Genomic DNA, 14,901 nt, shown 5'->3' on the forward strand with positions numbered 1-14,901 from the left:
GACTTTGCGATAGTGGCGCCGGACGCGCCGTTGAAGGGGACGAAGAAATGGTAAGCCGTGCCGAACGTGGCCCCGTGGCCGACTGGTTCTGGACGATCGACAGGTTCTTCCTGGCGACCTTCATTCTGTTGATGGGCATCGGTTTCATGTTGTCCTTCGCGGCAAGCCCGGCTGTGGCCGAGCGGCTCAATCTCGACAGCTTCCATTTCGTCAAGCGGCATGCGGCCTTCCTTTTGCCGTCGCTCGCCGTGATGATCGGCATTTCCTTCATGTCGCCGCGCCAGGTGCGCCGCACCGCGATGATCCTGCTTCTGGCGTCGCTCGCCATGATGGTTCTGGCGCTGTTTTTCGGAGCGGAGGTCAAGGGATCGCGGCGCTGGATCTCGCTAGCCGGATTGTCGGTGCAGCCGTCGGAATTCATGAAGCCGGCCTTCGTCGTCGTCTGTGCCTGGCTGTTTTCCGAGCATGCCCGCCAACCGGAAATTCCCGGCAACCTGTTTGCCATCCTGCTGTTCGGCATTGTCGCCGCACTTCTGGTCGCGCAGCCCGACCTTGGCCAGACGATCCTCACCACCGCCGTCTGGGGCGGCATGTTCTTCATGGCCGGCATGCCGTGGCTGTGGATCGTGGTGCTCGGCGGCTCGGCTGTCGGCGGCCTGGTCGTTGCCTATACGGTTCTGCCGCACGTGGCTGGCCGTATCGACCGGTTCATGACCGGCGAGGGCGATACGTTTCAGGTGGATACGGCGCTGCAGGCGATCATCCGGGGCGACTGGTTCGGCCAGGGGCCGGGCGAGGGCATTGTCAAGCGGATCATACCCGACAGCCATACCGACTTCATCTTCTCGGTTGCGGCCGAGGAATTCGGCATCGTCTTTTGCATGGTCATCGTGCTGATCTTCGCGTTTCTCGTCATGCGGGGCCTCAGCCACGCCTTTCGCGAGCGCAACGATTTCAACCGTTTTGCCGTGGCTGGGCTTGTCCTGCAGATTGGCATCCAGTCGATGATCAATATCGGCGTCAATCTGCAGTTGCTGCCGGCCAAGGGCATGACCCTGCCGTTGATCTCCTACGGCGGTTCGTCCATGGTGGCGATCTGCGTGACGGCGGGGTTCATCCTGGCGTTGACCCGCCATCGTCCGGAAAAGCGCGCTGTCGAGCGCAGCCTGTTTCGCTCCGGCATGGGCGTTCCGGCCGAATAGGCCGGAGATTAAGGACTGAACATGACCAAAGGCATTATCATGCTCGCCGCCGGTGGTACCGGCGGCCATCTGTTTCCGGCGGAGGCGTTGGCGCACGAGTTGAAGGCGCTCGGCTATTCCATCCATCTGGTCACGGACAGCCGGGCGGAGCGCTTCGCCGGCAAGTTTCCGGCCGATGAAATCCATGTCGTGCCCTCAGCGACGATCGGCTCGAAGAACCCGCTGAAGGTGGCGTCGTCGCTGTGGATGCTCTGGTCCGGCATCCGTGTTGCCGGCCGTCTCATGAAAAAGGTGCGGCCGAAGGTGGTTGTCGGCTTCGGCGGTTATCCGACCATTCCGCCGCTGCTTGCGGCAGTGCGCGCCGGCATTCCCTCGATGATCCATGAGCAGAACGCCGTCATGGGCCGCGCCAACAAGGCGCTGGCCAACCGCGTCCGGGCAATTGCCGGCGGCTTTCTGCCGGAAACCAACGGCCCCTATGCGGCGAAGACTGTGACGACCGGCAATCCGGTGCGGCCGGCGGTTCTGGAGGCGGCAAAGGTGCCCTACCAGCCATCCGGCGAGGGTGAGGAATTCCGCCTTGTCGTGTTCGGCGGCAGCCAGGGCGCGCAATATTTCTCCAAGACCGTGCCAACAGCGATCAGCCTTCTCGACGACAGTTTGAGACGGCGCCTGAAGATCACACAGCAGGCGCGCGCCGAAGACATGCCGATGGTCGAGGGCTGCGTCGCCAGGCTTGAGATGAATGCCGATATCGCGCCGTTCTTTACCGATATGGCCGAGCGGATCGCGAGAGCCCATCTGGTCATCTGCCGTTCCGGCGCGTCCACGGTTTCGGAAATCGCCGTGATCGGCCGGCCGGCGGTCCTGGTGCCTTATCCCTATGCGCTCGATCATGATCAGGCGGCCAATGCCGCAGCGCTGGCGGCAACCGGGGGCGCCAAGGTGATCGTCCAGTCGGAATTGTCTGCGGAGAAACTCAGCAAGATCCTCACGGGCGCGATGACCAACCCGGAGAAGCTCGCCACGATGGCGGCCAATGCCAAACAGGCGGGTAAACCGGATGCGGCCCGCTTGCTTGCCGCCATGGTTGAAGCTATTGCCAGCGGTTCGACGATTGCACAGTTCAAGGAAACACGCTCATGAAAATGCCGCAGACGATCGGCCTGGTTCATTTCATCGGTATCGGTGGTATCGGCATGAGCGGTATTGCCGAGGTGCTGCACAATCTCGGTCATAAGGTCCAGGGTTCCGACCAGGCCGATAGCGCCAACGTCCAGCGCCTGCGCGACAAAGGCATCGAGGTCTTTGTCGGCCACAAGGCGGAGAATATCGGCGAGGCCGAAGTGGTCGTGGTGTCGACTGCCATCAAGAAGAGCAATCCGGAACTGATCGCGGCGCGTGAAAAGCTGCTGCCGGTGGTCCGCCGCGCCGAAATGCTCGCAGAACTTATGCGCTTCCGCAATGCGATCGCCATTGGCGGCACGCACGGCAAGACGACGACGACCTCGATGGTTGCCACACTTCTGGAAGCCGGTGGTCTCGATCCGACCGTCATCAATGGCGGCATCATCAATGCCTATGGCACCAATGCCCGCATGGGTGAGGGCGAGTGGATGGTGGTGGAGGCCGACGAATCCGACGGCACTTTCCTGAAACTGCCGGCCGACGTTGCCGTCGTCACCAATATCGATCCTGAACATCTCGATCACTACGGCAATTTCGATGCCGTGCGCGCCGCGTTCCGTCAGTTTGTCGAGAATGTGCCGTTCTACGGTTTCGGCGTCATGTGCCTCGATCATCCGGAAGTCCAGACGATGGTCTCCAAGATCGAAGACCGCAAGGTCATCACTTACGGCGAAAACCCGCAGGCCGACGTGCGCTTTTCCAACATCCGCATGGATGGCGCCACCTCCGTGTTCGATGTGGAGATCCGCCGCCGCCGCACCGGCAAGGTGATCCAGATGAAGGACCTGCGCCTGCCGATGCCGGGCCGCCACAATGTGTCCAATGCGACCGCCGCAATCGCCGTTGCCCAGCGCCTGGGCATTTCGCCGGAGGATATCGCCAAGGGACTGGCCGCCTTTGCCGGCGTCAAGCGCCGCTTCACCTTTACCGGCGAATGGAACAATGTCCGCGTCTACGACGACTATGGACATCACCCCGTCGAGATCAAGGCCGTGCTGAAAGCGGCGCGCGAAGCCTGCCAGGGCCGGGTCATCGCGGTGCACCAGCCGCACCGGTTCTCACGCCTGCACAGCCTGTTTGAGGATTTTTCCGCCTGCTTCAACGAGGCCGATACGATCCTTCTGGCGCCGGTCTATTCGGCCGGCGAAGATCCGATCGAGGGCATCAATTCACAGGAACTCGTTTCCCGCATCAAGGCCGGTGGCCATCGCGACGCGCGGTTCATCGAAGGTCCGGAAGCAATCGCTCCGATTGTATCAGCCATTGCACAACCGGGTGACTTTGTGGTTCTCTTGGGGGCTGGCAGCATCACCTATTGGGCTGCCGCACTTCCGAAGGAACTCGCAGGCATTTCAGGACATTCCGCATGAAACAGGTAAATGGTGAAAAGCTACTGGCCTCGCTCGGGGACAGCGTCAAGGAGTTGCGCGGACGTCTGACGCCGGATGCGCCGATGGACCGGGTGACCTGGTTTCGTGCCGGTGGTCTGGCCGAGCTGATGTTCCAGCCGCATGACGCCGGCGATCTCGTCGCCTTCCTGAAATTGCTGCCGGAAGACGTCCCCGTCATGGTCGCCGGTGTCGGCTCCAACCTCCTGGTGCGCGATGGCGGCATTCCGGGCGTTGTCATCCGGCTGTCTGCCAAGGGTTTTGGCGATGTGGAACTGATTTCAGAGACGCGCGTGAAAGCCGGAGCGATCTGCCCGGACAAGAATCTGGCGGCGATGACGCTCGATCACGGCATTGGCGGGTTTGCGTTCTACTACGGCATTCCCGGCACGATCGGCGGCGCGCTGCGTATGAACGCCGGGGCCAATGGCGGCGAGACGCGCGAGCGGGTCGTCGAGGTTCACGCGGTCGACCGCAGGGGCAATACGCATGTGCTGTCGAATGCGGACATGGGGTACAGCTACCGCCATTCCTCGGCGCCGAAGGACCTGATCTTCACCCATGCCGTTTTCGAGGGCTATCTCGAAGACAAGGCCAAGATCCGCGCCGACATGGATGCGGTGCGCCAGCATCGCGAGACCGTGCAGCCGATCCGCGAAAAGACCGGCGGCTCGACTTTCAAGAACCCGGACGGCCATTCCGCCTGGAAGCTGATCGACGAGGCCGGTTGCCGCGGCATGATGATCGGCGGCGCGCAGATGTCGCCGATGCATTGCAATTTCATGATCAATACCGGCCAGGCGAGCGGCTACGAACTCGAATATCTCGGCGAGACCGTGCGCCAGCGCGTGTTCGAGACCTCGGGCATTTCGCTCGAATGGGAAATCAAGCGCATCGGCACGTTCATGCCGGGCTACGAGGTCAAGGAATTCCTGGGTGAACTGACGGCATGAGCTGTCAATGCTCTGATATAACAAAGCCGCTGCGGAGCGATCCGCAGCGGCTTTTTGTGTTTGAGGCGTGCTGAAGCTTAGACTTCGTCCTTGCCGGAGAGCAGGATGCAGATCAGCGTGATGACGGCGGCGGCGCCGAGATAGTAGCCGACATAGGCCATGCCGTAGTTCACCTGCAGCCAGGTCGCTGCATAAGGTGCAAGCGAAGCTCCGAAAATACCTGCGAGGTTGAAGGTGATCGACGAGCCGGTGTAGCGCACGTTGGTCGGGAAGGGGGCGGCGAGCGCCGTGCCGATCAGGCCGTAGGTCATGCCCATCAGCGCCATGGCAATGATTGCAAAGACGAAGATTGCACCTTCGCCCGATGTCATCAGGACGTTCAGGAAGAACGAGAAGATGCCGATCAGGACTGTCGTTGCAATCAGCACCTCGCGGCGGCCGAAGCGTTCGGCCAGCTTGCCGGCGATCGGGATGAAGATGCCGAACAGGATCGAGCCGACGATCTGGATTTCCAGCGCATCGAGGAACGGGATGTTCAGGACCTTGACGTTGTAGGACAAAAGATAGGCCGAGCCGATATAGAACAGCACGAAGGTTGCCAGCGCAACGAACGTGCCGAGGAAGAGGCTGCGCTTGTGATGGCGAAACAGTTCCATCACCGGAACCTCGACGCGCTCGTGCTTGTCGATGGCCTTCTGGAAGGCCGGCGTTTCGGTGATCGACAGGCGAACCCAAAGGCCGACGGCAATGAGGACGATCGAGGCAACGAAGGGGATGCGCCAGCCCCAGCTGAGCAACTGCTCCTGGGTCATCAGATGGAGAAGCAGCCAGAAGGCGCCCGAGGAGAGGAACAGGCCGACGGGCGCGCCGAGCTGCGGGAACATGCCGTACCAGCTGCGCTTGCCTTCCGGCGCATTTTCCGTGGCCAGAAGGACGGCACCGCCCCATTCGCCGCCGAGACCAAAACCCTGGCCGAACCGGCACAGCGCCAGCAGCAGCGGTGCGATGACGCCGATCTGCTCGTAGGTTGGCAGCAGGCCGATGATGACGGTCGAGACGCCCATGGTCAAAAGAGCCGCAACCAGCGTGGTCTTGCGGCCGATGCGGTCGCCGAAATGGCCGAACACCACGGCACCGAGCGGGCGCGCGAAAAAGGCGATCGAGAAGGTGGCAAAGGAGGCCAGAAGTGCGGTGGTCGGATCGGTGTTCGGGAAGAACAGCACCGGGAACACCAGCACGGCGGCGGTGGCGTAGACGTAGAAGTCAAAGAATTCGATGGTCGTGCCGACCAGGCTTGCAAGCAGAACGCGGGCCGGCGAATTGAGCGGGCCCTTGTTCAACGGCGCTGCCGTCGGCGACTTGGAAACTGTGTCGCTCATTATCATGTATCCGTATTGGAATGGGTGTTGCCGTCTTGGATGGCAGCGGCCCGGCTTTAACGCAGACGCTGCAGCAATAAAACCCTTCATGCGCAACTATCGGCAAGTATTCGGGGTGATTCGATCACAAAACTGTCGCCAAAACAGCGATATCGCCTTTCATTTCAGCAGATTGACCAAAAATGCCACTTAAAGGCGTAGATTTTCGCGCAATCCTTGACCAGACTCAAATTGTGGCAAATCTTGAGTTGTGTATCCGGCGACCGGGTGCGGCAAACAGGCTGGGATGCGCATGCGTTTCCTTCAGGGGGTCTGATGGAGGCGCTGATCATGCGCATCAGGCACTTTAGGGGCATTTGCTTCGTGCGAAGGGGAAATCATGTTCAAGAAGCTTTCTGCTGAATTTTTAGGAACGTTCTGGCTGGTGTTTGGCGGTTGCGGCAGCGCGGTGCTGGCGGCAGCCTTTCCGGACGTTGGTATCGGCCTTCTCGGGGTCTCGTTTGCCTTTGGCCTGACGGTGCTGACCATGGCCTATGCCGTCGGCGGCATTTCGGGCGGCCATTTCAATCCGGCGGTGTCGGTGGGACTGACGGTTGCCGGCAAGTTTCCGGCCGCCTCGCTGCCGGGCTACATCATTGCGCAGGTGTTGGGCGGCATCGCTGCAGCGGCAGCCCTCTATCTGGTTGCAAGCGGCAAGGCTGATTTCCAGCTCGGCGGTTTTGCCGCCAATGGTTACGGCGAGCATTCGCCGGGCGGCTATTCGCTGACATCGGCTCTGGTCATCGAAGTGCTTTTGACCGGCTTCTTCATCTTCGTCATTCTGGGCGCCACCCATGGCCGCGTGCCTGTCGGCTTTGCGCCGATCGCCATCGGTCTCACCCTGACGCTCATTCACCTGATCTCGATCCCGGTCACCAATACGTCGGTCAATCCGGCCCGCTCCACCGGCCAGGCGCTGTTTGTGGGCGGTTGGGCGCTGCAGCAGTTGTGGCTGTTCTGGCTTGCCCCGATCGCCGGCGCCGCCATTGGCGCGATCGTCTGGAAAGTGGTCGGCGAAGACGACTAGGACACTGCCATTTGCCAGGCTTTTACGTTCGAAGGCCCTGCGCGGACAGCGCGGGGCCTTTGCCATTTTATCGGCCCCGTCACCGGCCTTTTTTCTTGCGCCGCAATTAACACTCTGATTCTAAGAGATGAATCGAAGCGCAATTTTGAGTCGGTGCGAAATATTTTACCGATCTCTTGGATAGAGTTAACCAAAGTAAACGGTTCATTAACCATAATGACGCTCTAGTGGGGATGTGCCTGACGGACGCGACTCGCGCCGGAAACAAGCTAGGCGCAAGCGGCGATTTGTAAGGCTGGCGTAATGTCGGGGGTTTTGATGAGCAAGCATGTGGCTGTCCTTATGGGCGGATTTTCTTCGGAGCGGCCGGTCAGCCTGTCTTCGGGGACTGCGTGCGCCGATGCGCTGGAAGCCGAAGGCTACCGCGTCACCCGAATCGATGTCGATCGTGATGTTGCGTCCGTTCTTTCGGCCCTGCGCCCGGATGTCGCCTTCAATGCCCTGCATGGCCCTTTCGGCGAGGATGGCACGATCCAGGGCATCCTCGAATATCTGCAAATTCCCTATACCCATTCCGGCGTGCTTGCCTCGGCGCTCGCCATGGACAAGGCGCAGGCCAAGCTTGTCGCCAGTGCCGCCGGCATTCCGGTGGCCGAGGCGCGCGTCATGGACCGCCATGATTTCGGCTCCGATCATCCGATGAAGCCGCCTTATGTGGTCAAGCCGGTTCGTGAGGGCTCCAGCTTCGGTGTGGTGATGGTCAAGGAAGACCAGTCGCATCCGCCGCAGATCGTCACCTCCAGCGAGTGGCGCTATGGCGACAGGGTGATGGTCGAGCGCTACGTCTATGGCCGCGAGTTCACCTGCGGCGTGATGGGCGATACGGCGCTTGGCGTCACGGAAGTGATACCCCAGGGACACGCCTTTTACGATTACGATTCAAAGTATGTGAAAGGCGGTTCAAAACACGTCATCCCGGCGGATATTTTACCGAATATTTACCAAAAAATACAAACACTCTCAGTCATGGCGCATCAGGCGATTGGATGCCGCGGCGTAAGCCGCTCCGACTTCCGCTTCGACGACCGTTTCTCTGCAGAAGGAGAGCTCATCTGGCTGGAGGTCAATACCCAGCCAGGCATGACTCCTACCTCTCTGGTTCCTGAAATGGCTGTTCATGCTGGCCATACGTTTGGTGAATTCCTCAAGTGGATCGTGGAGGACGCGTCGTGTTTGCGTTGAAGGGCAGGAAAGCAGGTCGAGGACGGGCTCCGCTGGAAGCGGCTGATCTTGATGGTCAGCGCGTTTTGCCGCGGCCGCTGCGCCGCGTCGTGCGTTTCCTCGTCAGCCTCGGAACGGGCCGCATTCACTTCGTGCCCCATACCGGAACGGCGTCCGCGCTGGCATTTTTTGCAGCGACCGGTTTCTATGGCATGTCGCTCGGCGGCCATAGCCAGGATTTTGCCCAGACCACCACGTCGGCCGTCGGCTTTGCGATCGAGGACGTCAAGGTGTCCGGCAATGACCAGACCTCGGAAATCGACATCCTGCAGCAGCTGGGCCTTGACGGCGCGACCTCGCTGGTTGCGCTTGATATCGGCATGGCGCGCAAGCTGATCAGCGAAATGCCCTGGGTCGAGGATGTTGCCGTGCGCAAGGTCTATCCGGGCACGATCGAGGTCAATCTCAAGGAGCGCAAGGCATTCGGCATCTGGCAGCACGGTTCCGACCTGTCGCTGATCGAAGCCAGCGGCAGCGTGATTGCGCCGCTGCGCGACAATAAATTCTCCGAGCTGCCGCTGTTCGTCGGCCGCGATGCCGAGACTACGGCTGCCGGTTTCTATGCCCGCTTCGAGCAATGGCCGGAAATCAGCAAGCGGGTCAAAGCCTATGTCCGCGTTGCTGGCCGCCGCTGGGACCTGATCCTCGACAACGGCATCAACATCAAGCTGCCCGAGCACGATCTCGACCGTGCCATGCAGGTGCTGTCGACGATGGAAGAGGGCCAGCAATTGCTCGAGCGTGATATTGCCGCGGTCGATCTGAGGCTGGAGGACCGCACCACGATCCAGTTGACCCCCGAAGCCGCGGCCCGCCGCCAGACCGTTCTGGAAGCCCGCACGAAGATGTTGAAGAAGCAGGAAAAGGAAGGCCGTACATGAGCATCTTCGGCTCCTCTAATTTTGGGCTGCCGCGTCTGAAGCCGCTTTCTTCGAAGCGGTCGCATGTCGTTTCCGTGCTCGATATCGGTTCTACCAAGGTTGTCTGCATGATCGGCCGGCTGACGCCGAAGGCCGAAAGCGCCATCCTGCCGGGCCGCACCCATTCGATCGAGATCATCGGCATCGGCCATCACAAGTCGCGCGGCATGAAGAACGGCGTGATCGCTGATCTCGATGCGGCCGAAAGTGTCGTCCGTCTCGCGGTCGATGCCGCCGAGCGTATGGCTGGGCTTACCATCGACAGCCTGATCGTCAATATTTCCGCCGGCCGTCTGCAGAGTGATATCTACACGGCCTCGATCGATCTGGGTGGCCAGGAAGTCGATGCCGCCGATCTGAAGAAGGTTCTGGCGGCTGCCGGTCAGCAGTCGCTGCGCCAGGACCGTGTCATCCTGCATTCGCTGCCAACGGGGTTTTCGCTCGACGGCGAGCGCGGCATCCGCGATCCGCTGGCGATGTTCGGCGATGCGCTTGGCGTCGATATGCATGTGCTGACGGCGGAACGCGCTGCCCTGAAAAACCTCGAACTGTGCATCAACCGCGCTCATCTGTCGGTCGAAGGCATCGTGGCGACACCGTATGCAAGCGGTCTTGCGGCGCTGGTCGATGACGAAGTCGAACTCGGTTGCGCCGCCATCGACATGGGCGGCGGCACCACGACGATCTCGGTCTTTGCCGAGGGCAAGCTGGTTCACGCAGACGCCATCAGCCTCGGCGGCCATCATGTCACCACGGATCTGGCGCGTGGTCTTTCGACCCGCATCGAGGATGCGGAGCGCCTGAAGGTCGTTCACGGCTCTGCACTGCCCAACAGCGCCGACGAGCGCGACATCGTATCTGTTCCGCCGATCGGCGAGGACGACCGCGATCAGCCGACGCATGTGCCGCGCGCGCTCGTTTCGCGCATCGTGCGGGCCCGCATCGAGGAAACACTGGAACTGATCCGCGACCGCATCCAGCGGTCCGGCTTCTCGCCGATCGTCGGCAAACGCGTCGTTCTGACGGGTGGGGCGGCCCAGCTGACCGGCCTGCCGGAATCGGCGCGCCGGATTCTGGCCCGCAACGTGCGCATCGGCCGTCCGCTCGGCGTCTCCGGACTGCCGGCGGCAGCCAAGGGCCCGGCCTTTTCGACGGCTGTCGGCCTGATGATCTATCCGCAGGTCGCGGACATGGAAACACATGCGGCGCAGGGCGGTCTGCTCTCGTCGCTTGCAGGAAACAACAGCCGTATCGCCCGCATGGGTCAATGGCTGAAGGAAAGCTTTTGAGCCCTTCGGCATCGTGCTGAACGGGTGCAATACGGGATTTAGTGATTTGGCCGGCTCGGCAAGGCGGCCAGAAACCAGGAAGGAACGGGTACAATGACGATCAACTTGCAAAAGCCGGATATCACCGAGCTGAAGCCCCGCATCACCGTCTTCGGTGTCGGCGGCGGCGGCGGCAATGCTGTCAACAACATGATCACCGCAGGCCTCGAAGGCGTCGATTTCGTCGTCGCCAATACCGATGCCCAGGCGCTGACCATGACCAAGGCGTCGCGCATCATCCAGATGGGTGTTGCCGTGACCGAAGGCCTGGGCGCCGGTTCGCAGCCGGAAGTCGGCCGCGCAGCCGCCGAAGAGTGCATCGATGAAATCATCGATCACCTCAACGGCACGCATATGTGCTTCGTCACCGCCGGCATGGGCGGCGGTACCGGTACCGGTGCTGCTCCAGTCGTTGCCCAGGCTGCCCGCAACAAGGGCATCCTGACGGTCGGCGTCGTCACCAAGCCGTTCCATTTTGAAGGCCAGCGCCGCATGCGCCTCGCCGACATGGGCATCCAGGAACTGCAGAAGTCCGTCGATACCCTGATCGTCATTCCGAACCAGAACCTGTTCCGGATCGCCAATGACCGCACCACGTTCGCCGATGCGTTCGCGATGGCCGACCAGGTTCTCTACTCCGGCGTTGCCTGCATCACCGACCTGATGGTCAAGGAAGGCCTGATCAATCTCGACTTCGCGGACGTTCGCTCCGTGATGCGCGAAATGGGCCGCGCCATGATGGGCACCGGCGAAGCATCCGGCGAAGGCCGCGCAATGGCTGCAGCCGAAGCTGCGATCGCCAACCCGCTGCTCGACGAAACCTCGATGAAGGGCGCGCAGGGCCTGCTGATCTCGATCACCGGTGGCCGCGACCTGACGCTGTTCGAAGTTGACGAAGCTGCGACCCGCATCCGCGAGGAAGTGGATCCGGACGCCAACATCATCCTCGGCGCAACGTTCGACGAAGAACTCGAAGGTCTCATCCGCGTTTCGGTCGTGGCAACGGGTATCGATCGCACAGCTGCGGAGGTGGCCGGCCGCAATGCTGACTTTCGTCCGGTAGCTGCCAAGCCGATCGTTCGTCCGTCCATCGCCATCCCGGCAGCGCCGGTGCAGCAGACGGTTGCCGTTCAGCAGCCGGCTCCGGTTGCCCAGCAGCCGGTAGTCCAGCCGCAGGCCGCCCAGCCGGTCCAGCAGACCAGCGATTCGATCGCCGAAGCCATCCGTGCCGCCGAACTGGAACGCGAACTGTTCCTGTCGATGCCGCGCGGTGGTGCACCGGCACCGGTTCAGCAGGCTCAGGACGATTTCCGTCCGCAGAGCAAGCTGTTTGCAGGTGCAGCACCGGCCGAACAGCAGCCGATCGTTCAGGCGGCTCCGGTTCAGCGCGCTGTCGAAGCGCCGGTCTACCAGCAGCCGGTCGCTCAGGCACCGGTTCGCCAGGAACCCGTCGCTCCGGTGATCCGTCAGCAGGCCGAACAGGTCCGCATGCCACGCGTCGAAGACTTCCCGCCGATGGTCAAGGCCGAAGCTGAGCACCGTGCACAGCCGGTCCAGCACGAAGAGCGCGGCCCGATGGGCCTGCTCAAGCGAATCACCAATTCGCTCGGCCGCCGCGAAGAAGAAAGCCATGATGTGGCTGCCGACATGACCGCCGGTGCGCCGGCTGCATCCTCGCAGCAGCGCCGTCCGTTGTCGCCCGAAGCCAGCGTTTACGCGCCGCGCCGGGCAGCTCCCCTCGATGACCGTGCCCGCGCTGCTTCGCAGCCGCGTGCCCATGAAGACGATCAGCTCGAAATCCCGGCGTTCCTGCGCCGTCAGTCGAACTGATTTTTTTGCCCACCTTCCTCCTTGCCGAAATGCCCGGGTTTGCGCCCGGGCATTTTTTATGAATTCCTGAATTTTTTCAAGGGCTAAGCACCCTGTGTGCAGTGCGTAACAAAGCGAAAGAAACAGTGATTTGGAATGACGGCCCACTGCAATTATCTTCACCATCAAGACTGATGGGTCAGCATTGCGATTCTAACCGCGAAAGCCTTGCAGATTGGACCGGATGGCGACGGCAAGCGTTGCTCTCCGACTGTGTAGTTTACGGCTTTTGACAGACGCGCGGCTTAGGCCCTAACGACATTCGGCGGCAACGCCACGTAGCATTTGAAGGCGATAAGCATGGGACTGGGAATTGGACTGCTGGGGTTTCAGACAACGATTGCACATTCTGTAACTCTGAGCGGCACGGGCGTACATTCTGGCGCCGAAGTAGCAATCACCTTTCATCCGGCGGAAGCAGATAGCGGCATCGTTTTCCAGCGTGTCGTCGGCGAGCAGACGATCAGCGAATTCAAGGCTGTTTCCTCGCAGGTCGGCAATACCGATCTCTGCACCATCCTCGGTTTTTCGCCAGCCACCTCGATCGCCACGATCGAGCATGTGATGGCGGCGATCTATGCGCTTGGCCTGGACAACCTCCTGATCGAAGTGCACGGCGCCGAAATGCCGATCATGGACGGCAGCTCCGCGCCGTTCATCGAGGCGATCGAGCAGACCGGCATCAAGGCGCTGTCCGTCAAGCGCCGCTCTATCCGTATCCTCAAGCCCGTCCGGATCGAATCGGGCGCTTCCTGGTCGGAATTTACGCCTTACGACGGCATGCGCTTCGAGGTGGAGATCGATTTCGATAGCCCGCTGATCGGCCGCCAGTCCTGGAAGGGCGATATCACGCCTTCGGTTTTCAAGACGGAATTGTCGCGTGCCCGGACGTTCGGCTTCATGCGCGATGTCGAGCGCATGTGGGCGGCCGGCCGTGGTCTCGGGTCGTCGCTGGAAAATTCGGTCGTTATTGCCGATGACAATACCGTCATCAACATGGAAGGCCTGCGTTACAAGGACGAGTTCGTTCGCCACAAGACGTTGGACGCCGTGGGTGACCTGGCGCTGGCCGGTGCGCCATTCATCGGCTGCTACCGTTCCTACCGGGGCGGACACAAGATGAACGCCAATGCGCTGAAGGCGCTGATGAGCGATCCGACGGCCTATGAAATCGTCGAAAGTGCACCGCAGCGCCAGCGCTCTGCACCCCGCGAAATGATTGCCGTCAACGCGCCGTGATCTGCAGCCTTTTGTTCCTGAAAGGGAAAATCTGGTCTGATGTTTGATGAGAGCCGGTCTTTTGACCGGCTTTTTCATGATAAGACTGCCACAAAATTGCGTTAATCAATCATCATGACATTGCGGTCTTGTTGCATCTTGATCTAAAACGCGGTTCATAGGCGGCGGTATTCTTACCGGCGCGGGAGTTGGGATTTACGAATGGTAATTGCAGGCCAGTTTGAATTGAAGAAGATGGCACGTGTTGTTGCCATTACGCTTGTGGCTACCGCGACCAGTGTGCTGGTGACCGCCTGCCAGAACGATCCCGACATCGATATCACCAAGCTGAGCGCTGAGACCGATCCACCGGAAGTGCTCTACAATCAGGGTCTCGCCAATCTGAACGCCGGCAAGACCACGGAAGCGGCGCGCAAGTTCGACGCGATCGACCAGCAGCATCCGTTCTCCGAATATGCCCGCAAGGCGCTGGTGATGCGCTCCTTCGTCAATTACCGCAACGGCCAGTATCAGGAAGCCATCAACGGCGCGACCCGGTACCTCAACCTCTATCCCGAATCCGAAGACGCAGCCTATGCGCAATACATTGTCGGTCTTGCCTATTCCAAGCAGATCCCGGCGGTGACGCAGGACCAGAAGCCGGCCTTCAAGACCATCGAGGCAATGCAGGCGGTCATTTCCAAATATCCCGATTCCGAATATGTCGAGGATGCGCAGGCCAAGATGCGGTTTGCCAAGGACCAGCTCGCCGGCAAGGAAATGCAGGTCGGCCGCTACTATCTGGAGCGCAAGGAATATCTGGCCGCGATCACACGCTTCCGCTCTGTGGTCGAAACCTATCCGAACACCAACCAGGTCGAAGAAGCGCTCGCACGTCTGGTCGAGACCTATTTCGCAATGGGCATCACCTCGGAAGCGCAGACGGCTGCCGCTGTTCTCGGGCATAACTATCCTGACAGCCAGTGGTATGCCGACAGCTACAAGCTCCTGCAGACCGGTGGTCTTGAGCCGCGTGAAAACGGTGGCTCCTGGATCTCGCGCGCCGGCAAGAAGCTTTTGGGCGCCTAGAATCAGGACCAAGACGAAGA

The 14,901-nt window shown here is 60.9% G+C and carries 12 protein-coding genes; 11 read left to right on the forward strand and 1 reads right to left on the reverse strand.

Annotated features, from left to right (window positions below):
• Positions 1 to 47 precede the first annotated feature (47 nt).
• Genes ftsW through murB form a run of 4 tightly spaced genes read left to right on the forward strand, consistent with a single transcriptional unit; the run spans position 48 to position 4,731 of the window.
• Positions 48 to 1,202, forward strand: a complete 1,155-nt coding sequence (gene ftsW, locus ASD32_RS14870; protein ID WP_060638812.1) for a putative lipid II flippase FtsW — start codon at positions 48 to 50, stop codon at positions 1,200 to 1,202.
• Positions 1,203 to 1,223: 21 nt separating this feature from the next.
• Positions 1,224 to 2,348, forward strand: a complete 1,125-nt coding sequence (murG, locus tag ASD32_RS14875; protein ID WP_060638813.1) for an undecaprenyldiphospho-muramoylpentapeptide beta-N-acetylglucosaminyltransferase — start codon at positions 1,224 to 1,226, stop codon at positions 2,346 to 2,348.
• Positions 2,345 to 3,760 carry a UDP-N-acetylmuramate--L-alanine ligase gene (murC, locus tag ASD32_RS14880; RefSeq protein ID WP_060638814.1) on the forward strand — a complete coding sequence of 472 codons (1,416 nt, stop codon included), beginning with the start codon at positions 2,345 to 2,347 and terminating at the stop codon, positions 3,758 to 3,760. Before murG ends, murC begins: the two co-directional genes overlap by 4 nt.
• Positions 3,757 to 4,731 carry a UDP-N-acetylmuramate dehydrogenase gene (gene murB, locus ASD32_RS14885; protein WP_060638815.1) on the forward strand — a complete coding sequence of 325 codons (975 nt, stop codon included), beginning with the start codon at positions 3,757 to 3,759 and terminating at the stop codon, positions 4,729 to 4,731. Before murC ends, murB begins: the two co-directional genes overlap by 4 nt.
• Before the next feature lie 77 nt (positions 4,732 to 4,808).
• Here murB and ASD32_RS14890 read toward each other — a convergent pair whose 3' ends face one another.
• On the reverse strand, positions 4,809 to 6,110 hold the full coding sequence (locus ASD32_RS14890) for an MFS transporter (protein WP_060638816.1): 1,302 nt from the start codon (positions 6,108 to 6,110) through the stop codon (positions 4,809 to 4,811).
• A 379-nt stretch (positions 6,111 to 6,489) separates the two neighbouring features.
• Between ASD32_RS14890 and aqpZ the strand changes: the two genes are divergently transcribed.
• The 7 genes from aqpZ to ASD32_RS14925 all read left to right on the forward strand — a co-directional run bounded on the left by aqpZ (position 6,490) and on the right by ASD32_RS14925 (position 14,881).
• Positions 6,490 to 7,176 (forward strand): aquaporin Z, encoded by a 687-nt coding sequence (aqpZ, locus tag ASD32_RS14895; protein ID WP_060638817.1) that lies wholly within the window; start codon positions 6,490 to 6,492, stop codon positions 7,174 to 7,176.
• Positions 7,177 to 7,491: 315 nt separating this feature from the next.
• A complete protein-coding gene (locus ASD32_RS14900) occupies positions 7,492 to 8,418 on the forward strand; it encodes a D-alanine--D-alanine ligase (protein ID WP_156383194.1) in 927 nt (308 codons plus the stop codon).
• Positions 8,406 to 9,338, forward strand: coding sequence for a cell division protein FtsQ/DivIB (locus ASD32_RS14905; RefSeq protein WP_060638818.1), 933 nt, complete (start codon positions 8,406 to 8,408; stop codon positions 9,336 to 9,338). The genes ASD32_RS14900 and ASD32_RS14905 overlap by 13 nt, the downstream gene beginning before the upstream one ends.
• Entirely contained in the window at positions 9,335 to 10,666 is a 1,332-nt protein-coding gene (ftsA, locus tag ASD32_RS14910; RefSeq protein ID WP_060638819.1) for a cell division protein FtsA, read from the forward strand. Before ASD32_RS14905 ends, ftsA begins: the two co-directional genes overlap by 4 nt.
• 93 nt (positions 10,667 to 10,759) lie before the next feature.
• Positions 10,760 to 12,535 (forward strand): cell division protein FtsZ, encoded by a 1,776-nt coding sequence (gene ftsZ / locus ASD32_RS14915; protein WP_060638820.1) that lies wholly within the window; start codon positions 10,760 to 10,762, stop codon positions 12,533 to 12,535.
• Between the two features lie 345 nt (positions 12,536 to 12,880).
• The gene (gene lpxC / locus ASD32_RS14920) at positions 12,881 to 13,813 is read left to right on the forward strand and encodes a UDP-3-O-acyl-N-acetylglucosamine deacetylase (RefSeq protein WP_060638900.1); all 933 of its coding nucleotides are present in this window, start codon (positions 12,881 to 12,883) and stop codon (positions 13,811 to 13,813) included.
• Between the two features lie 201 nt (positions 13,814 to 14,014).
• Entirely contained in the window at positions 14,015 to 14,881 is an 867-nt protein-coding gene (locus ASD32_RS14925) for an outer membrane protein assembly factor BamD (RefSeq protein WP_060638821.1), read from the forward strand.
• Positions 14,882 to 14,901 lie beyond the last annotated feature (20 nt).

The organism is Rhizobium sp. Root483D2 (assembly GCF_001426685.1).
Classification (GTDB): domain Bacteria; phylum Pseudomonadota; class Alphaproteobacteria; order Rhizobiales; family Rhizobiaceae; genus Pararhizobium; species Pararhizobium qamdonense.